The sequence below is a fragment of the Jeotgalibacillus sp. ET6 genome (assembly GCF_029667115.1).
Classification (GTDB): Bacteria; Bacillota; Bacilli; order Bacillales; family Jeotgalibacillaceae; genus Jeotgalibacillus.
Genome location: NZ_JARUIU010000004.1, coordinates 152,153 through 170,762 on the forward strand (window position 1 = coordinate 152,153; position 18,610 = coordinate 170,762).

The 18,610-nt window shown below is 41.6% G+C and carries 18 protein-coding genes; 8 read left to right on the top strand and 10 right to left on the bottom strand.

All coding sequences use genetic code 11. The annotated features are described in order from the left end of the window. The first annotated feature begins 17 nt into the window (after positions 1-17). Positions 18-734, top strand: a complete 717-nt coding sequence (locus P6709_RS12250; RefSeq protein WP_278241213.1) for a hypothetical protein — start codon at positions 18-20, stop codon at positions 732-734. A 130-nt stretch (positions 735-864) separates the two neighbouring features. Here the strand turns inward: P6709_RS12250 and P6709_RS12255 are convergent, their stop codons facing one another. The 4 genes from P6709_RS12255 to P6709_RS12270 all read right to left on the bottom strand — a co-directional run bounded on the left by P6709_RS12255 (position 865) and on the right by P6709_RS12270 (position 4,886). Beyond that, positions 865-1,686 carry a carbohydrate ABC transporter permease gene (locus P6709_RS12255; RefSeq protein ID WP_278241214.1) on the bottom strand — a complete coding sequence of 274 codons (822 nt, stop codon included), beginning with the start codon at positions 1,684-1,686 and terminating at the stop codon, positions 865-867. After that, the gene (locus P6709_RS12260) at positions 1,686-2,549 is read right to left on the bottom strand and encodes a carbohydrate ABC transporter permease (protein WP_278241215.1); all 864 of its coding nucleotides are present in this window, start codon (positions 2,547-2,549) and stop codon (positions 1,686-1,688) included. Before P6709_RS12260 ends, P6709_RS12255 begins: the two co-directional genes overlap by 1 nt. Positions 2,550-2,564: 15 nt before the next feature. Continuing rightward, positions 2,565-3,797 (bottom strand): ABC transporter substrate-binding protein, encoded by a 1,233-nt coding sequence (locus P6709_RS12265; protein ID WP_278241216.1) that lies wholly within the window; start codon positions 3,795-3,797, stop codon positions 2,565-2,567. Positions 3,798-3,869: 72 nt separating this feature from the next. After that, complete coding sequence (locus P6709_RS12270) at positions 3,870-4,886, bottom strand: LacI family DNA-binding transcriptional regulator (protein WP_278241217.1); 1,017 nt, start codon at positions 4,884-4,886, stop codon at positions 3,870-3,872. A gap of 334 nt (positions 4,887-5,220) precedes the next feature. On the opposite strand from P6709_RS12270, the gene P6709_RS12275 reads away from it, so the two are divergent. Further along, positions 5,221-6,861, top strand: coding sequence for an acyl-CoA dehydrogenase family protein (locus tag P6709_RS12275; protein ID WP_278241218.1), 1,641 nt, complete (start codon positions 5,221-5,223; stop codon positions 6,859-6,861). Positions 6,862-7,169: 308 nt separating this feature from the next. On the opposite strand, the gene P6709_RS12280 is transcribed toward P6709_RS12275, so the two are convergent. Then, entirely contained in the window at positions 7,170-7,796 is a 627-nt protein-coding gene (locus P6709_RS12280; protein ID WP_278241219.1) for a protein kinase family protein, read from the bottom strand. A gap of 307 nt (positions 7,797-8,103) precedes the next feature. Here P6709_RS12280 and P6709_RS12285 point away from each other — a divergent pair, with 307 nt between their 5' ends. After that, positions 8,104-9,174: a diguanylate cyclase gene (locus P6709_RS12285; protein ID WP_278241220.1), complete on the top strand. Its 1,071-nt coding sequence runs from the start codon at positions 8,104-8,106 to the stop codon at positions 9,172-9,174. 71 nt (positions 9,175-9,245) lie between these two features. After that, positions 9,246-9,866 carry an NUDIX hydrolase gene (locus P6709_RS12290; RefSeq protein ID WP_278241221.1) on the top strand — a complete coding sequence of 207 codons (621 nt, stop codon included), beginning with the start codon at positions 9,246-9,248 and terminating at the stop codon, positions 9,864-9,866. A 37-nt stretch (positions 9,867-9,903) separates the two neighbouring features. Here P6709_RS12290 and P6709_RS12295 read toward each other — a convergent pair whose 3' ends face one another. Together P6709_RS12295 and P6709_RS12300 are read right to left on the bottom strand one after the other, a co-directional pair. Next, on the bottom strand, positions 9,904-11,466 hold the full coding sequence (locus P6709_RS12295; RefSeq protein WP_278241222.1) for a histidine kinase N-terminal 7TM domain-containing diguanylate cyclase: 1,563 nt from the start codon (positions 11,464-11,466) through the stop codon (positions 9,904-9,906). Positions 11,467-11,778: 312 nt separating this feature from the next. Then, positions 11,779-12,030 (bottom strand): GlsB/YeaQ/YmgE family stress response membrane protein, encoded by a 252-nt coding sequence (locus P6709_RS12300; RefSeq protein ID WP_278241223.1) that lies wholly within the window; start codon positions 12,028-12,030, stop codon positions 11,779-11,781. 223 nt (positions 12,031-12,253) lie between these two features. Between P6709_RS12300 and P6709_RS12305 the strand changes: the two genes are divergently transcribed. After that, on the top strand, positions 12,254-13,327 hold the full coding sequence (locus P6709_RS12305) for a branched-chain amino acid aminotransferase (protein WP_278241224.1): 1,074 nt from the start codon (positions 12,254-12,256) through the stop codon (positions 13,325-13,327). 168 nt (positions 13,328-13,495) lie between these two features. Here P6709_RS12305 and P6709_RS12310 read toward each other — a convergent pair whose 3' ends face one another. Continuing rightward, positions 13,496-14,575 (bottom strand): saccharopine dehydrogenase family protein, encoded by a 1,080-nt coding sequence (locus P6709_RS12310; RefSeq protein WP_278241225.1) that lies wholly within the window; start codon positions 14,573-14,575, stop codon positions 13,496-13,498. 272 nt (positions 14,576-14,847) lie between these two features. Here P6709_RS12310 and P6709_RS12315 point away from each other — a divergent pair, with 272 nt between their 5' ends. After that, positions 14,848-15,036 carry an aspartyl-phosphate phosphatase Spo0E family protein gene (locus P6709_RS12315; RefSeq protein WP_278241226.1) on the top strand — a complete coding sequence of 63 codons (189 nt, stop codon included), beginning with the start codon at positions 14,848-14,850 and terminating at the stop codon, positions 15,034-15,036. Between the two features lie 500 nt (positions 15,037-15,536). On the opposite strand, the gene P6709_RS12320 is transcribed toward P6709_RS12315, so the two are convergent. After that, entirely contained in the window at positions 15,537-16,157 is a 621-nt protein-coding gene (locus P6709_RS12320) for a hypothetical protein (RefSeq protein WP_278241227.1), read from the bottom strand. A 260-nt stretch (positions 16,158-16,417) separates the two neighbouring features. Between P6709_RS12320 and P6709_RS12325 the strand changes: the two genes are divergently transcribed. Then, positions 16,418-16,972 carry a TVP38/TMEM64 family protein gene (locus tag P6709_RS12325; protein ID WP_278241228.1) on the top strand — a complete coding sequence of 185 codons (555 nt, stop codon included), beginning with the start codon at positions 16,418-16,420 and terminating at the stop codon, positions 16,970-16,972. A 176-nt stretch (positions 16,973-17,148) separates the two neighbouring features. Here P6709_RS12325 and P6709_RS12330 read toward each other — a convergent pair whose 3' ends face one another. Next, entirely contained in the window at positions 17,149-18,012 is an 864-nt protein-coding gene (locus tag P6709_RS12330; RefSeq protein WP_278241229.1) for an STAS domain-containing protein, read from the bottom strand. A gap of 227 nt (positions 18,013-18,239) precedes the next feature. Here P6709_RS12330 and P6709_RS12335 point away from each other — a divergent pair, with 227 nt between their 5' ends. Further along, a complete protein-coding gene (locus P6709_RS12335; protein ID WP_278241230.1) occupies positions 18,240-18,578 on the top strand; it encodes a thioredoxin family protein in 339 nt (112 codons plus the stop codon). Positions 18,579-18,610 lie beyond the last annotated feature (32 nt).

The following is an 18,610-nucleotide window of genomic DNA, read 5'->3' on the forward strand; positions in this document are numbered from 1 at the left end:
AGAAGGGAACGATTCGATTGAAGACATTATTTGCTTCGGGTTTAATGGGATTACTGCTGTTGGCAGGCTGCAGTATGGGTGAAACGAGCGATAACGCAGGGGAAGAAACAGCACAGGCAGAAACGACAGAAGAAACAACTGATTCATCAGAAGCTTCCTCAACAGAAACGGAAGAATCAGCTGAAAACGAAAAGGATGAAACGGCGGAAGAAGAGACGGAAAGCAGTGATTCTGCAGATGAAACAGCTTCAGAAGCAACGGAGTCAGAATCTGAAGAAAAGGAATATGAGGATTACACAATATTAGAAAAACAGGAGATTATTCTATCCTTTGTAAATGAAGATGTGATGAATGTGGTGGACTATGAATTGGAAACAAACGCAATTCTCGCTGAGGTAACAGGTCAAAATTACACGGACGATTTAACCACGCATGAAGTACTTAGTACTCAAGCGATTCCCATGTATCAGAACGCAGTGGATGAGGCGGAAGCACTGGAGCCTGAGATTGAAGATTTAGAGGAGCCGGCACAGAAAATCCGTGAAGCAACCGCTGTTTACATGGAAGCATTGGAAATTGAAAAAGAAGCATTAGCCAATCAGGATGCGTCTTTAATAGAAGAGTCTCATGCAAAGGGTGAGGAATATCTTGCTATTATTGATGAATACCATGAGCTGCTGTTTGCCTTAAGTGAGGAATATAATTTTGATTATGCAGTTAGCCCGGTGCAATAAGCTGCGCTTTACCGTGCCAGATAAAAGCAGGTTTATACCTAAATTTAATGCAGAAGGGGCTGGGACCATACTAACTGTCTCAGCCTCTTCTGCATGGGTGTTTCTGATTTCATCCTGTTGCGGCAGAAAATTATTTGACTGCTCCTCGTGTAACATTCCCAATGATCCAGCGCTGCGCGACAATATACACAATGATCATCGGCAGCATGGCAAGCAGATAAGAAGCAAAAGCAAGATTGTAATTCGTGCTGAATTCAGACTGGAAAATATACTGCGTCAAAGGCAGTGTGGCATCTGCCGGATCTGTCAAAATCACGAGTGGCAGCAAAAAGTCATTCCATGCATACAACGCGGTTAAAATTGCAACGGTTGCATTCATTGGTGAAAGCAGAGGGAAGATGACTTTCCAGAATATACTCCAGGAATTCCCGCCGTCCATGACTGCGGCTTCTTCAAGTTCAATTGGAATGGACTTGATATAGCCTACATAGATAAAGACGTTAAAGGACAGCTGAAAGACGATATAGAGAAAAATCAATCCGACCAGGTTATCCATATTCCATACCGCTGTCTGACGGACAAGCGGCAGCATAATGATAGGAAATGGAACGAACATAGCGCTGACAAAATAGTAAAACAGGGCCTTATAAAAGCCTTTATGCATGTTTCGTGCAATCGCATAGGAAACAAGTGAATTGGTGAGTACGGTTAAAACAACTACGAAAAATGTCACAATGAAACTGTTAAAAAACGCGCTATAAAAATTGGTTAATTCAATTGCATCCAGAAAGTTTTGAAAGCGCCATTCATTAGGCAGTGATAAAAGTGGTTCTCCCATCTCTTCTGGTGTCTTCAACGCAATATTGATCGTTAAGTAAAGAGGAAATAGGATAAGCAGCGTACCTATAATCAGCAGGGACGTTACCAGCCAGTTTGTTTTGTTTCGTTTCATTACTGCTGCACCTCCCGTTTTTGCAGAACGCGCAATTGAAAGACAGAAAGCGCGACAATGACAATAAAGTAAATGACCGCATTAGCAGATTGATAGCCGAATTGACCGCCTTCAAAGCCTCCGCTGTAGATTAAAACCGAGATGGATTCAGTTGCGTACCCAGGACCGCCTCCTGTTAAGGCGATGATATGGTCAAATACCATTAAGAAGGTTTTTAAAGCTAGAACCATATTAATCGTGAAAAAGGGAGCAATCATTGGAAACGTAATTTTCCAGAATCGTTTCCACGGATTCGCTCCATCAATGGCAGCGGCTTCGTACACATCACCCGGGACCGTCTGCAGTCCGGCAAGGTATAAAATGGTATTAAAAGCGACCGCTTGCCAGACCGCCATGATGACAACGCCAATCCAGGCATAATCCGGGTTTCCCAGTATATTTTCAGACAGTGCATCTATCCCGATCAGCCCGGCTAACTGCGGTAAAAACAGCGTGAAAATAAACTGAAAGATAAACCCGACAATTAAAATACTCAGGATATTCGGCATAAAATAAATGGCACGAAGTGTTTTTTGAAATTTTACATTCGCATTCAGACCAATTGCCACAATTAAGCTGAAAATATTTACTAGAATCGTAGAAACAATGGCAAATTGAAAGGTGAATCCATACGCACTCCATGCGCGCATATCCTTAAAAACATTCAGATAATTAGAGAATCCTACAAATTCCCAGTCACCGTACCCTCTCCAGTTAGTAAAGCTGTAAAAGACACCCTGAAGGAGCGGGAATGTGTGAAATAAGAAGAACAGCACCACTGCAGGAATGGTCATAAGCATAAATGCACGTTGTTTTGTTTTCATCATTGAAGCCCCTTTCTAAAACCGAAGTTGAATTTGATCCCATTCCCGGTCCATCCGCTCAAGAAATGCCTGAACATCTCCCCGGTATAAAAATTCCTGAATCATATTTTCAGCACCCATACCTGGCGGATAAAAATGGTCGGGGAAGCTTGTAATCTCTCCGTTTTCAAATTTCGGCCGGATGCCTTCCATGTAAGGATCATCCGAAAGGACTCCTTCAAGTACCGAGAAGGCTGCCTGCTCTGACATGTACTGCTCTGATTGAGCTTCTTCAAGCATGAAGGATATAAACTCTTCCGCTTCTTCCGGGTGCTGCGTATCCTTCATCGTGGCAAATAGGACATCGACTCCCGAAACCAGTTTATTTTCTTCGGGATTATTGCTTACTGGCATCGCAAAAACGCCGAGATCAGCATCTGGGTTGGTGGTCAAAATCTCGGGAACCGCCCAGTTTCCTTGAAAATAAAACACACCATTTCCTTGTGCAAACTCCCGATTTCCGTCATTATAGCCAATCCCGTACATCCGGTCATGACCGTACTCCAGTAATTCCTTCATTTTTTCAGCCATCTCCACATGAGTTTCTTCGAAGCTTAATTCGCCGTTTGTTTTGCGTTCAGCAAATTGATCAGGCTGAAGGACTCCTGCAACAGAATTCCAGGCAGGCATAGCTGTCCAGGCATCCTGAAGAGTGAAGTAAATCGGTATTTCTCCTGCATCCTCTGCCGTTTGAAGCGCATTGATAAATTCATCCCATGTGGTCGGAACGTTCAAGCCCAGCTCATCAAGCTTTTCCTTATTATAAATAACCGTATTGGCATTGGCCGCAAATGGAACGCCATGTATGCCCTCTGATTCTTCACCTTCAAGCTCTTTCAGCATGTCCAGATAAGCGGGCTGAATATTCTCAAGCATCGGGCTGCCATCGTAGTCCACCAGCATGCCTGCGTCGGTCAGTTCTCCATAAAGTGCACTCCCTGCAATCGTAACGATGTCAGGCATATCATCTTTAACGAGCCTTGTCCGCAGCAATGTTTCCGCATCAGGCGGGGCATATAAATTAATGCGAATGCCTTCGTGTTCCTCTTCAAATTTCTCAATTAATTTCTCATAGGTAGCAATGTTCTCCGTCTTGTTGGAGAAAAGCTCTAACTCGACTGTGCCATCCTCTGCGGCTTCGTTGCCGCATGCTGATAGGAAGAGCAAAGAAGCAGCTCCTATTATAATTGGGGTAAAGGAAACCTTCATATCCCAAATTCTCCTTTCTACTTATGGATTTACAAGAAGAGTAAACGTTTTCGTAAATAGACAAATAAAAAATTATTTCTTTCGTACAGATTTTCTCTCAATCAATGTATGTTGAATCGTGGCTCCCGGACTTGTGATTCCGCTTTCAATTGATTGGAACAACAAATCGGCAGCTTCTTTTCCCATCGCTTCAAACCCCTGGGAGATCACGGTCAAAGCAGGAAGGGACATTCTTGCAAGTTTCGTTCCGTCGTACCCAATAACAGAAAGTTCATCTGGAACCTGAATCCCACGTTCCTGTGCACAAGAGATAGCGCTTACAGCGAGCTCGTCACTCGCAGCAAAAATAGCTGTAAGCTGAGGATGGCGATCAAACAGCTTGTTAAAAGCCATCTGCCCATGTTCAAAATAAAATCCGCTGTCCCAGGCAACCTTCGTTTCAATCCAAGGGAGACCGGCTTCCGTAATCGCCCGTTTGTATCCGCGAATCCGGGGGGCGCCAGCGAGAAGATCAGTTGGTGGACCGCTGATCATGCCGATTTCAGTGTGGTTATGTTCAAGTAAGTAGCGGACCGCATCATACGAGGCCAATTCATCATCTACTTTGACAGCAGGAATATCTTTTTCTTCAGAATAGGAAGATACTGTGATAACCGGTACAGCCATCTTTTCAATAAAGGCAGCAAATTCCTTTGTCAGCAGCTGACTTGTAAAAATAATGCCCTCTACCTGTTTTTCCTGAAGCAGCCGTAGAATATCGAGTGTTTTATGTCCATCTGAATCTGTTTTACAGACGATGACACTGAATCCCCTCAAATGAGCAGCTTCTTCAATGCCCTGAAGCAGCTCTGCACTGATTAATCCGGAAACATCAGGAAATAAAACCCCAATCGTGTTGCTCTCTTTGTTAATCAGTCCGCGTGCCATGGCATTGGGAGAGTAGCCTAGCTTTTCAATTGTCTGCAGCACATGCTGCTTCGTTTTTTGAGAATAGCCGTCTCCATTATTTAATATTCTTGACACAGTAGCGATCGAGACATTTGCTTCTCTCGCCACATCTTTTATTGTTGGCCGATTCAATCGATTCAAAGGCATCTCTCCTGTAACGTAAACGTTTTCGTTATTTAATCATTTGTCAGAAAATTTGTCAACCAGGGGGAGGATGAAATAGGAAAATAGTAACCTGATTAACAACGCTAGCCTCATATATTAAGAGCTTTACCCTACTCTCGTTATCACTCTTGCTCTTTTATACGGAGGAATAAGCGCTGCAATTTAACTGTGTCTCACGAGAAGAAACTGTCTGATTTCAGCCAGTTTCTTTTCGTGCTTAGGGCTGCATGATAGAATTAAAAAGAGGAAAAAAATGAAAGTTTAAAGAATAGTAGAGTACCTGTTTTACAACAAAAAGGGGTGTGTAAGGATGTCTCAATTAGAACATCAGGAAAAAGTTCTGCTGGCCATTTTACAAAAAAAGCTGTCTCCTGCGCTGTATGACTGGGGAAAAAAAGAGCTGGAAGCCTTCTATGATCAATGCTACAACGAATTTGACGAAAGAGCTGCGCATACGGATCGTGAAGGACAACCGAGGCTCATTCGCTACAATAAATACGGGGAAGAAGTATCTAAGGTATGGGTGAATGAAGGCTATAAAAAAACGGTTCAATCTGTTTATAATGCAGGGATCGTGGGCTACAATCATAAAAAAATCCCGGAGCTGGGCGAAAAAGGAAATTATTTGTATAGCTTTGCTCAAGGCTACCTTCTTTCACAGGTTGAACCAGGCTTTTACTGTCCGGTCACGCTGACGATGGCCGTTGCTTATTTGGTGGATCATTTTGGAGACGAAGATCTTAAGTTGCGCTTTTTACCCCATATTCTTTCAACGGGGGAAGTTGAGCTCTTCGAAGGCGCCACCTTTTTAACAGAGCGGCAGGGCGGCTCAGATGTTGGTGCCATTAAGGTAAAAGCAGTGGAGGATGAAGGAGGCTACAGTCTATACGGAGAAAAATACTTTGCTTCCAATGCAGGTCAGGCAGGAGTGGCAGCGGTCCTTGCAAGATTGGAGGGAGCTCCTGAGGGGACAAAGGGCCTCAGCTTATTCATTGTACCGTGGCGTAAAGAGGACGATCGTTCGAACGGAATTACAATCCGGCGGCTGAAAGATAAGCTTGGCGTACGTGCAGTGCCTTCAGGCGAAGTTGAATTTAACGGTGCTGAGGCTTATTTAGTTGGGGATCCTTCGAGGGGCTTTTACTACATGATGGAAGCGCTAAACCTATCACGGGTATGTAATACAGCAGCCTCAGTCGGCATTATGAAACGCGCCTTAAAAGAGGGCTACGAGTATGTTTGCAACCGTGAATCCTTTGGCAAGCCGCTCATTGATTTTCCAATGGTCCAGGAAACGATTGTTCAGCTTCAGACTCGGTTTGAGGTGCAGCTATCCGTGATGTTTGAATCGATCGAGCTGTTCGATCGTGTGGCGGGAGGAGATGTTGAGATTTCTCTTAATGAAATTGCGCTAAACCGCTTATACATTGCACTGATTAAGGCACGAACTGCGCAGGAAGCCATTCGCTTTTCTCATGAAGCGATCGAGCTTCACGGGGGAAATGGGTATATTGAGGATTTTGTAACTCCGCGGCTGCTCCGGGATGCTCAGGTGCTGACAGTCTGGGAGGGAACAGAAAATATATTGGCACTTGAAGTGGTGAGGCTTATTAATAAATTCAGTGCGGATCAGCTGTTCTTTGAAGATTTGAATCAACGGCTAACCTTCGTTTCAGATTCCCGTGCTCTTGATGAAATCAGTAAAAAAATGAATGCGTTAAAACAAATGCTTGAATCTCTTGTTCCATTGAGCGAGGATCATCAGACGTATCATGCCAGAAAAATTGCTCATCGCATGACAGATCTGCTTTTGGTTGTTCATGCCTATGAGAGGGCTGACAGTGAAAGAGAACTTGCTGTGGCGACGATTTTTCGTACATATGTATGGAACAAACATGAGTTTGATGAACAAATGCTCTGCGTCGAAAGCTTTGGTTTGATAATGGGATAGCAAGAATGACATAGGCTGCCAGGGGTGCAGCAGGATGGGATAATTAGTAAAAAGCGGATGAGATAACTCAAAAGGTTAAAAAACGAAGTAGTTTTTATAAATTGTAAGAGGTGAACGTAGCGGAAGGTGGCGACTTCAGGAGGGTATGACGGCAAGCTGAGACTTTACAGGGTCATGCCCTGAAAAGGCTCAGCGCCGTCCCTGCGGAAAGCGTCCGCCTGAAGCGCAGCGAACCAGTTAAAGAGCTTGAGACACTTTTGTCCCAAGCTCTTAGTTAGTCTGCGTTCCTTTTGCTTGCACGCAATATTTCAACCGCGGAAAAAAATTTGAAAAAGACCTGGCTTTTTTTTATATAAATAAGCCACTGCATTTAATATCGTCTCAGGAATTTTTTTGGGGAAGAAAAAGCGCTCATAAAGCGGAAAACCACCTTTTAAGTTTTCCCATTGTGTATCCTGGGCCTTGACCTGGCGAAATCTTGCGAGGTCAATCAGTTTAATGGAGCCGTCTGGTGTGACAAGGATATTTCGCAAATGAACGTCTGACGGTGTAAGCCCTGCATTTCTAGCTTCCAATAAAGCCGCATCCACATCCTCAATGTTCCTATTATAAATTCTTTTTCCCTCAGTCAAGCATTGAAAAAGTGTAAAGCCGTCTACAAAATCTATGACCAGATAATGCTCCCCGGCATCGTGAAGAGAGGGATAATACCGGCTGCCTGTTAAAAGTTTATAAATCTCGGCTTCTTCAGCCGCGATAAATGTAAATTCCGGAAAGTAGACCTTAATAACAAGTTCAGTGTCCCTAATCCGAAAAGCGGCTGCACTGCGTCCGACACCACTAATGAATAAATCAGGGTGATGATCGTTAATCACGGTCTTTCCGTTTTGCTGTGTGAATTCTATGCTATCTGCATAATGCTTATAGATGTCCATTTGGAGCACCCTTTCTTTAAAAAGGAAAAGTACTTCTGCACTCTTCTGCTTCTATCATATAACAGAAAATACATACAGTGCACAAACAAGACATTAAAATGTTTTATGTAAAAAAGGAAAATGCCTCTCTCTAAACATTGTGTATGAGTTAATGTTTATGTAAGCAGTAGGTAGATCCATAACTCTTTTCACCAAATTCCCTGATATTCTTTCATTAACCAGAATGTCTGCCGATACTAAAAATAAGGATTGAAATAATATTTAATGCAGGACAATTCTTTTAAAAGTTAGGCGTGAGGTGTTTTAATTGATTGAAGATTTATTCGTGAACCTTTGTATTTTAATAACACTGCTTTTCACTTATCTGCAGATCAGGTGGAAGTGTAGAACAGAAGAGATGTATTCATTAAAATGGAAATGGCTGGACGGAATTGCTGCAGGCACGATGGGAAATGTGCTCATGTATTTTTCCATTCCTGTGAACAGTGAAACAATTGTCGACCTGCGCTATATTCCTATTATGCTGACCTTCTTATTTTTAGGGGTCTACCCATCCGTTGTCAGCAGTATCCTTATCATATTGGGCCGTTTTATTTTCGGTGTAAACGTTTCTTCTCTGGCTGCTTTATTCCTGATTCTTTTTATTTTTGCAGGGTTTTATCTGATTGTCAGAAGTGTGACATCGGTTCTGAAACGGACAGTGGCCATGGTGGTACATGCAAACATCATGTTTTCAATCATCCTGCTGATGATTATTCCGGACTGGGAGTCCATTTATCTGCTTATTCTTTTGTATTGGCTATTGTCAGCTGCAGGTGGATTTGCATCTATGTTTTTTGTGAAATATATTATGAAATCACACTATTTACTGGCTAAATATGAAACGGAATCCGGTACCGATTTTTTAACAGGACTATCCAATACCCGCCAATTTTCAGACCGTTGGGCAGCGCTGATTCTAAATGCGAAGCAAAAAAATGAAAGCATTTCGCTCCTGATGATTGACATTGACTACTTTAAATTTGTTAACGATACCTACGGACATCCTGCAGGAGACCTTGTTCTAAAAGAACTTGGGCAGCTTCTAAAGCATTCAGTGCGCTCATTTGACATTGTGTCACGAAATGGAGGAGAAGAATTTTCTGTAATTCTCCTTGATTCCTCCCATCAAAAGGCAGCACAGATGGCAGAAGAAATCAGAAGTGCTGTAGAAGCTTATCGCTTTAAATTGTCTCCAGAAGTATCCATATCCATAACGATCTCAATTGGCATTGCCACTTTCCCCGACAAGGTCAAGGACTCGGAACAGATGAAAGCAGCTGCAGATAAATGCTTATATAAGGCAAAACAATCCGGGAGAAACAAGGTATGTATGTAGTCGGAAGGCTTAAAACCAAACAACAGGCGCCGCCTTTGGTATAGTGAAAGAAAAAGCCGCGGGGGGATTAGATGGATCAACAGGTCATAATGAAAAAGATGGCATCTCGTCAGCCGTCTATTATCGGGGAAGAGAGCATGCGCAAATATGCTATTCTCTTGCCGTTTATTAAAAAGGATGGCGAACTGCACCTGCTGTTTGAAGTTCGTGCTCAGTCCATGAGAAGACAGCCTGGAGAAGTATGCTTTCCCGGTGGACGAGTGGATGCTTCAGATAAAGGACCTTTGGAAGCAGCTGTTCGGGAAGCGGAGGAAGAGCTTGGTGTGGTTAACAGGGATATAGAAAATGTTTCTTCATTTGGTACACTCGTTTCACCGTTTGGGATGACCATATATTCTTATATTGGCTTTATAAAGCACGATGCTGCCGTAAAAATAAACCCTGCAGAGGTAGACGAAATCTTTACTGTTCCTCTTTCTTATTTTTTAACGAATGCTCCATCCTTCCATCCGATTAGCGTAGAAGTAAAGCCGGAGGAAGGTTTTCCTTACGACTTGATCGCCAATGGACGTGAATATAAATGGCAGGCCCGTCAATATAACGAGTATTTCTATCATGTGGAAGGACATGTAATTTGGGGTCTGACGGCTAGAGTGCTAAAGGAGTTTATAGAAGTGTTGAAAAAAGAATAGCAGCAAAAGCCCGTCACACTGTGGATGAGTGACGGGCTTAACTATATTGTTTTGCTTCTTCGAATAAAATGACCCGGTTTCGTCCGCTTCTTTTCGCCTTATAAAGAGCCGTATCAGCCTGCTGGATAAGCAAATCTTTACATGACGGATCACCAGGGGAAATGGAGGTAACCGATACCCCGAAGCTGGCTGTCACTGAAATCGTTTCATCCCCAATTGTTATGGAACTTTCCCTCAGCCTGTTCCGCATTCGTTCGGATAAAGCAAGCGCATCCTCACGCGTGTGTTGTGGCAGACAGATAATAAATTCTTCTCCTCCGTAGCGTCCAATTACGTCCTTTTCTGTCAGGCAATCCTTAATCAGCTTTGCTGTATGTTGAAGAACCGTATCACCCGCGATATGTCCAAACGTATCATTGATACTTTTAAAATGATCAATATCAAGCATGACGATCGCCACAACTCCGCCGTCCTGTTCATACCTTTTAAAGATATCATCTGCACGAGAATGAAAGTGGCACCGGTTAAAAAGCTTGGTAAGCCCGTCAGTACTTGCTAAGTATTGGAGCTTTTCCTGTATACGTACCCGGTCTGTTATATCTGCAAATGTAATGATCTGGCCAATCCCTTTTGTTTTATTCCACAGCGTTGAAAAGCGAATCTGAACGTGGATCCATTGGTTGTTTAGCAGCACGCGCTCTTCGCATTCTTTTTCTTCTTTAAGGACGGCAAGAAGGGAAGGGTTGTTACGTAAAACATCTTCGATCCTGTTTCCGATCTTTTTACTTTTCAAAGCGGGGAGCATTTGCTTCATTGTTTGATTAAAGTCCACGAGTACTCCATTTTGGTTAATCACCATTACTCCGTCTCTCATATTCTCAAAGACAGTTTCTCTGGCAATAGGAGAGACATTAAACACCTGATAAGACAGGATGGCGGCTCCATGAAATAAAAAAGATGCACTCATGGAAACAGGACCAAGGTCGATTCCATGGGGGCTAAGGCCATTTAAATAAAAGTGGTTGGCAATGATCGGGATGACAAGACCGGCAGCCATCGTGATGATCTGCATGCGGAAGCGGAATAGCGGCAGTTTCAGCTGAAGAAGCAGGACGATAATACTGTACATCAAACACAGAAAAACAAAAATAGAATGAACATAAAACCATGGTCCCCATTCAAGTTTTAATACGGGAAACGGAGTATCAGGCTGGAGACCAATGGATGAGTAGTAAAAATGATGAAGCTCATTCGTGTTGTGGAAGAAAATCGTTAAAATCGGAATAACAAACAGCAGATAGCTGATCCACTGCGGGATTTTCTTTCCGGCGTATTCAAGACACATAAAAAGACTAAAAACCGGTATAAAGGGCAGGACCAGATACTCAATTCTCAGCCAGAATCTCATTTGTTCAAGTGAAGGGGAAGCGAGTTCGAGGGCGTAAGCAAAAGTGAACACAGAAGAAAATAAAGTAAGATAAAAATAGGGCTTTACGCCAGGCCCATCTTTAATAACAAAACGTGTATAAAAGCACAAAAACAAGCTTAATATACCTGCAATAACTACCACTGTAATATAAAATAATGCCTCATGATTCATTTACTCTACTCCGCTGTCTCAGAATATGGATTAAATTAATTATATAGGAAGCTTCTGTCTTTTGAATAGTTGTTTTTGCAGGCAGGTGCATAAAAAAGAGCCTGGGACAAAAGTTGTCTCAAGCTCTGCAACCGGTTCACTTCGCTTCAGGTGGACGCTTTCCTAAGGGACGGCGCTGAGCCCTCCTTTACCTTGCGGAGTCTCAGCTTGACGTCATATCCTTCAGGAGTCGCAACCTTGTGCTCCGCTCACCTACTACTAGTAATAAATGATTTTTAAAACTTTTTTGAGTTTTGTCCCAGCGTCTTACTGCTACTTTTTCTTTGCTGCTTTTAAAATAACACTTAGTAGAAAAACAAAAATAATGGCTCCAATCAGTGCCGGGATAATATTAATACCCGCGATAGAAGGACCGAATGCAGGCAGAAGTTCTCCAGCGATCCATGAACCGATGATCCCTGCCACAATATTTCCAATACAGCCCATCGGTACATCTTTACCCAGGATCAAACCTGCAAGCCACCCGATAAGTCCACCAACAATTAAATATAGTATAAATCCCATAGTTATTCCCCTCTCTTAATCTAATCTCTCTTTTAATACCCTTAACACTGTAAAAACATGCTGGTTTTGCAGTGATTTTTGATGAAGCACTTCTCCTCAATTTTTTGAGGCAGTTTAAATTTTCTGTTTTTTTATAGAGAAAGACTTTCAAAATGAGGAGGTTGTGTGTAGAATGATTCAAATAACGCTCACCCAAATTGATTGAAGAGAAGGAGTCCTGAAGATGAAAACAAAAGAACTGGAAATCGTAAAAAATACTGCATTAAAAGACAAGCCATCAAGGGACCAGATCCCATTTGGGACTACCTTTACCGATCATATGTTTACGATGGATTGGGAAGAAGACAAAGGCTGGCATGAGCCAAGGATTGGACCTTATGAACCGCTCACCCTGGATCCTGCGGCAATGATCTTTCATTATGGACAAACAGTATTTGAGGGGCTGAAAGCCTACCGGACAGAAGATAACCGGATTTTGCTTTTTCGGCCTGAAAAAAATGTTCAGCGCTTAAATCTTTCGAGTGAGCGTCTCAGCATTCCGCCTGTAGAAGAAGATCAGCTTTTGGATTATTTGACGCAGCTTATTCAGTTGGAGCAGGACTGGGTGCCTTCTACAGCAGGAACCTCCCTTTATATCCGACCGTTTATCATTGCCACAGAACCGAATCTGGCGGTGGGGCCTTCTAAAGCATATACTCTGATGATTATTCTTTCCCCTGTAGGCTCCTATTTTCCTGGCGGTATTGAACCTGTAGTCATCAACGTTGAAGATCAGTTTACAAGAGCGGTCAAAGGCGGAACGGGTATGGCTAAAACAGCAGGCAATTATTCTTCAGGCTACCAGGCCCAGGCGAGTGCTAAAAAGAAGGGCAATGCTGATGTGCTTTGGCTTGACGGAGTGCATAAAAAATATATCGAAGAAGTAGGCAGCATGAACATCTTCTTTAAAATAAAAGGAGAAGTGGTCACTCCTGAATTAAATGGCAGTATTCTAAAAGGAATTACACGAATGTCTATTATTGAGCTTCTGAACGAATGGGAGATTCCTTTTGTCGAAAGAAGAATCTCAATCGATGAACTGTACCAGGCTTACGAGGACGGGTCAGTCGAAGAGGTATTCGGAACAGGTACCGCTGCCGTCATTTCTCCCGTGGGTGAATTAAACTGGCTGGGGAAAAAGATGGTGATTAATGATCATCAAATTGGTGAGCTTTCACAAAGGCTGTATGATACTATCACAGGGATTCAGACCGGGAAACTAGAAGACCGCTTTGACTGGACCGTTGAGGTAAAATAACAGCTGTTAAAACTTATGTTTTTCGCTTTCGCTGAAAGTGTCTCGTGCGTTTGAAAAATGTCTTCGCCTTCCAAATCAATTGCATTTAAAAAGCCTGGGACACCATGTCCCAGGCTTTTTGGCTGATTTACTGCGGTTCTGGTGAGCGTTCTCAGAACTTGTTTAGTCTTAATTCAACTTCTCATGTTCGACCTCAAATGATCCGCAGCCTGGCAGCTCTTCAATCAGCTTTGAACCAAACAGGCCAGCAGGTGTATAACTGCCGCCTGATGGATTGGCCTGACTGAGAATCCGGATGGCAACTTCCAATGCCCCGGATGCTGTGAGACTGTAAACGTTCGGTGTCTGGATACGAACCGTGTACTGTTCTCCTGAGTCGTTTCTGGCTTCTCCCCAGATGTATGCAGGAGAGGTGTCGCGTGACTCCTCATCCGGACCGCTTACACGTTTGTCCACCAGGTGCAAAAGTGCGTTTTGTACAGGCTTGGTTCCAAGGAAAGGTCCCAAAAAGCTCATAAAGCGTGCCGCCCGTATGTTCGAAGAAGGCATTGGAATCCACGTGGTTATAGAAGGAATGCCTGTGGTATGATAGGCAGTTGAGACGTCTCCCCAAGGAATGGACATAGCTGTCTTTTTTCCTCTTCCAAACTCAATCGTCCGTTTCTTCTTCCCTATTGGAAATGCTTGAATTTCAGTATCTTTCCTTTCCAGGCTTCCTGATGACAGCCCGCGAACCATGGTCTTAAACGTTCCAGGGGAAATTCCTGAATCAGAGTCAAAGCCGAGGGAAAGTTGAGTGGCGTCCGGCAGCAGTTCCATCAGCTTTAATGCTGTGCAATCAGTTGGGATTACATCAAACCCAACGCCTGAACAAAGAATCACGCCTGCTTCTTCTGCTCGCTGTGACTGCTTTTTTGCATGCGTATGCTCAAAGACCTCCACTTCACCGGTTATGTCAAGGTAATGCGTAGTAGAGAGCAGACAGCCTTCGATCATCGGGGCACTGGTGGAACGAAAAGGACCTGCACAATGAAGGACGAGGTCAATGCCGGTTAGATGCTCTTTAATGATTTTAGGATCATCGATTGAAAAAACACGACTTTCCAAATTTAATTCCTCAGCAAGAGTATGGAATGTTTCCCTTCTGCGCCCTGCAAGAATGGGTGTATGCCCATTTTTAACGGCCAGCCTCGCAATTAATTCACCTGTATAGCCGCTCGCACCGTATATCATCCACGTTTTTTTCATTATCTTCTCTCCAATCTTTTACTAAAATATATGCAGCATAAAACTCTCCGAAAGTTAATAGAAGAATTAGTATAAATACTATTAAAAACGGGTTATAGTCTTCTTTTTTATAATATATGCATCTTCAAATGTTACAAGTTTGTGAAATTTTTAAAATCAGCCGCAGTTCGACAACTTTAGTAAAAAAAATATCTTATAATCATTTTTGTGTAAATACAAAAGTAAATTATTCGACGATAGAATTATTTAGAACTCATATGGAGGTGGTAGAAATGACTAGGACACAAAACGTATATCAACAATATATATTACTAAAACAAATTAATCAGAAGCGAGTTGATATGTATAATAAAGCAGCTAAACTGGGCTATACAAATCACCATGTCGTACAATGCAGTCAGGAACTTGACACACTGCTGAACCAATATCAGGACATGTTCTTATACCATGAAGTAGTTTAGTCATATGGTACGCTTTCCCTTTTACTAGATTATTCACACATCTATTCAAAGTAGAAGTAAAAAAATCACGACAAATGCTGATGTGTACAATTCATTATTGTTAAAAGACCGTATTTTAAAAAAGGCTGCTTTAAACAATTGCTGAAAGCTGCCTGCGCTTCTTTGACATCCGTTTGTCTTCTCATAGAATTGTTATCGTTCAGTGAAGTGGAGCTTTCTCAGCAGAAACGTTTAGTTGATCGATTTTAAATCGTTTATATAAAGTTTTTTTGGATCCGTTCAATGAAATGAGGAGAGTATAACGTAATGAAAGATTATAGATTTCTTAGACAAACAATTTTTTAAAAGATTTCCGTGTAGCATGGGCAAAAGCGTGCTGGTCAGGGGATATAATTTCTATTCGTTCATCAAAACTTAAAATTGAAATGATCCCCTCTTTTTTTAAAAACAAAAACACCGCCTAAATAAGGCAGTGTTTAAGTCACTTTATAGTACGATAGCTATTCACCGCTTATTTCCTGTTGCAGTCCATCCTTATCTTCAAATCCAATCTCCGCTATTTTCCCTTCTTGCGGAATATTCGCTTTTCCCTCAAAAAGATAATTGTTTGTTTTGCCATCTTCATTTTCATAATTCACTCGGAAAGTAAAATGATACAGAGCGGAATGATTTTCACTTTGAGTGATCTCTATATCAGATGGATTCATTTTGAAAGTACCATCATACCAACTATAGCTAAAAGCAGAACCTGTGGAAAGAAATGACTCGTATCCATTATCAGTAAAGTGCTGTGCATATTCATCCTCTTTATAAGCTTCAAGGTCTTTATAGAGAGGTGTTTCCATAAAAGCATCAAATTCTTCCTGATCCTTTAAGGATTTTTGTGCCTCCATTACAGCAGTATTTAATTCCCTGAATGTCTCATCTGGAGCATTGAATACTTTTTCTATTACCGTTTCAATGGTTTTTGTATTTTTATCCGCTGCTGCGTTTGGTTGTGCAGCCTCATTACTGTCAGCTGCCCCGGTGATTGAACAACCGGCAATTATAAGGCTAAGAGCCGCCATTAGCAAAATAGTCAACATTTTCCCCGTGAACAATTTGTTTTCTTTTGCAAACATAATGATTCCTCCTTTTTAAAATTTGGAATTTCATGCTTTTTAATGGTGTATAGTAGTATTACGAATAATTTCTTGAAAAGATTCAATTTTCTTTCAATTGATATGATATACGGAAATTGCACTATTGACGAAATGATAAATATAACGTTTATTTGGAATTATGAAGGGATATTTTAAAATAAATTTTAAATATCTCAATAGAGGGAAGACAAAGGGTAGTCTCGGAATGGGTATTATTTTATACAGACAGGAGAGGTCATATGGATCAGTTTGATCAATCCTTAGAGGTTTTTATTGAGTCCGCTGGTTGGCTGGCGCCAGTTCTTTTTGTCTTATTGCATGTTTTACGGCCATTTTTCTTTTTACCAGTCATCGTGGTTTGTATAGCAGGGGGCGTATTATTTGGTTTTTTAGAAGGATCATTGCTATCGTTCATCGGTCTTTCCTTGATGAGCTTGTTATCTTATCTGCTGGTTCATAAATTCCCGGGTTTTAAAAAAAGGCTCACCAGGCTCAAATACAAAGTATTTAAAGATCGCAAAGTAACGGTGTCTCAAGTAATGGTGCTGAGGATCATGCCCTTTGTTCATTTTCATCTTTTATCCCTGTACTTAATCGAAATGTCTGCATCTTTTAAAGAATATCTGTACTTTTCTTTATTAGGCCTGATTATGCCGGCAGTCTTTTACACAGCATTTGGACAAGTGATTACAGAGCTTCCCTGGTACTTAACGATTTTGCTGCTGTTTGTTCTGATCGGCATCTTTCAGATTCTTGGAAGGATGAATAAATCTCAGATGCAATCAAAGGTGTAATAGGAGAGTGGATCGAGTCTGGCGGAAATCGAATGAATGGGATTTTATAAGAACCGATTTTTCTTTTGTGAAACAAAAAATTGACTCTACCCATGCGCAAAAACCTGAATACTTATAAAGATCAGCCGCCGTACACTCGCAAAAATCTTGGGTGTGCGGCGGCTTATTCTAACTATCTATTGATCTTCTTTTTCCATCAGGTAAAATCCAATAGAAGCAAGAGCGGCCTCTAAATTACGAACGATCTCGGTATCAAGTGTTGAAAGCTCCTGGCCATTGTTCATATCGTATTTCGCAATTTCAGGTGATATTCCTGTAACGATGGTTTGAATGCCCATCAATTGAAGAGATTTCACAAGATTAATCAGTACATTTGGAAAAATACCATCTAAAATAATTAAGCCCGACAAATCAATAATAAAATGATGAATTTGCTGGGTGCTGCCATATTCAAGAACGGATTGTAGAATTTTCTGTGCCCTGTTTTCATCAATAATTCCCTGGATGGACAGGATAGAAATACCTGTTGTAATCGGAATGATCGGCACAGTCAGGAATCCCATATTATATGTAGTTTGGTCTAATTCAATGGTGTGAGCCAAAACCTCGGCCATTGCGTGAAGATAATCTATATCTGCTTGACTGAAATCCTTCTCCTCTTTATCCATTACACAAAGAGTGCCAAATACTTCGCCATGCAAATTTCGCAGTGTAACACCTAAAAACCCTTTAACATTAAGCTGTGGAGTAACCTCTAACTCTTTTGTTACTTCATTGTTCATAAGATTTTCAGTGGTCATGGCACTTTCCGGATCCGCAATAATCAGGCGGCAATAAGTTCCATCATATTCAACAGAGTAGCCCTCTGGAATAATTTCATCCTTTTTATTATAGGAACTTAGCACCGTCATGGCACTCGACCCTTTTTTTGTAACATATGCAGTGTTCACATCCAGGCGCTCACTGATAATCGTAAAAATTCTCTTGGAGGCAGTAATTAAAGAAGCGTGATCAGATGATACATTATATGGAATGGACAAATATTTAACCTCCTAAAAAACGGTACTATATTAAGTATAGAGTTCTTTTTAAATTGATGCAACGATATGGCATCTGAGCTAAGAGGAATCTGCCGGAGGTAATAAGTGTAATCTGCAGGTTGAAGAACGTATTTTGCTGAAACAATTTGTGATGCTAAATTTGCTTAACTCCCTTTATTTTATTTCTAACCAGCAGCCGTTACTAAAAAGAAATGGAGTGATTCATTTTGAGACAAGCTATTGAAATAACGTCTTTGCAGGAAGCAGAAGATGCGATTGCAGGTGAGAACGTCCTGCTAATGTATTTATCAAAAGAGAACTGCAGCGTCTGCCATGCCTTATTGCCAAAAATACAAGACATGATGGAGGCCTTTCCTGCTATAAAATTTTACCAGGGTGATGTGGGAAAGATTCAGGAGATTGCAGGACAGTTTTCAATTTTTACTGTACCCGGTCTGCTTTTATACGCAGAAGGGAGAGAAGTGTTAAGAGAAGCCCGTTTTGTCAGAGTAGAGGAATTGAACGAAAAACTTGAAAAGATAAATGCCATGTATCTTGCAGAATGAAATGGAAGTGTTCTCTTTTCAGAAATTGAATA

Coding starts and splice junctions, on each gene's coding strand:
- P6709_RS12255 (WP_278241214.1), bottom strand. CDS start 1,686: ATGAAACGAAACAAAACAAACTGGCTGGTAACGTCCCTGCTGATTATA.
- P6709_RS12260 (WP_278241215.1), bottom strand. CDS start 2,549: ATGAAAACAAAACAACGTGCATTTATGCTTATGACCATTCCTGCAGTG.
- P6709_RS12265 (WP_278241216.1), bottom strand. CDS start 3,797: ATGAAGGTTTCCTTTACCCCAATTATAATAGGAGCTGCTTCTTTGCTC.
- P6709_RS12275 (WP_278241218.1), top strand. CDS start 5,221: ATGTCTCAATTAGAACATCAGGAAAAAGTTCTGCTGGCCATTTTACAA.
- P6709_RS12280 (WP_278241219.1), bottom strand. CDS start 7,796: ATGGACATCTATAAGCATTATGCAGATAGCATAGAATTCACACAGCAA.
- P6709_RS12290 (WP_278241221.1), top strand. CDS start 9,246: ATGGATCAACAGGTCATAATGAAAAAGATGGCATCTCGTCAGCCGTCT.
- P6709_RS12295 (WP_278241222.1), bottom strand. CDS start 11,466: ATGAATCATGAGGCATTATTTTATATTACAGTGGTAGTTATTGCAGGT.
- P6709_RS12300 (WP_278241223.1), bottom strand. CDS start 12,030: ATGGGATTTATACTATATTTAATTGTTGGTGGACTTATCGGGTGGCTT.
- P6709_RS12305 (WP_278241224.1), top strand. CDS start 12,254: ATGAAAACAAAAGAACTGGAAATCGTAAAAAATACTGCATTAAAAGAC.
- P6709_RS12310 (WP_278241225.1), bottom strand. CDS start 14,575: ATGAAAAAAACGTGGATGATATACGGTGCGAGCGGCTATACAGGTGAA.
- P6709_RS12315 (WP_278241226.1), top strand. CDS start 14,848: ATGACTAGGACACAAAACGTATATCAACAATATATATTACTAAAACAA.
- P6709_RS12320 (WP_278241227.1), bottom strand. CDS start 16,157: ATGTTTGCAAAAGAAAACAAATTGTTCACGGGGAAAATGTTGACTATT.
- P6709_RS12325 (WP_278241228.1), top strand. CDS start 16,418: ATGGATCAGTTTGATCAATCCTTAGAGGTTTTTATTGAGTCCGCTGGT.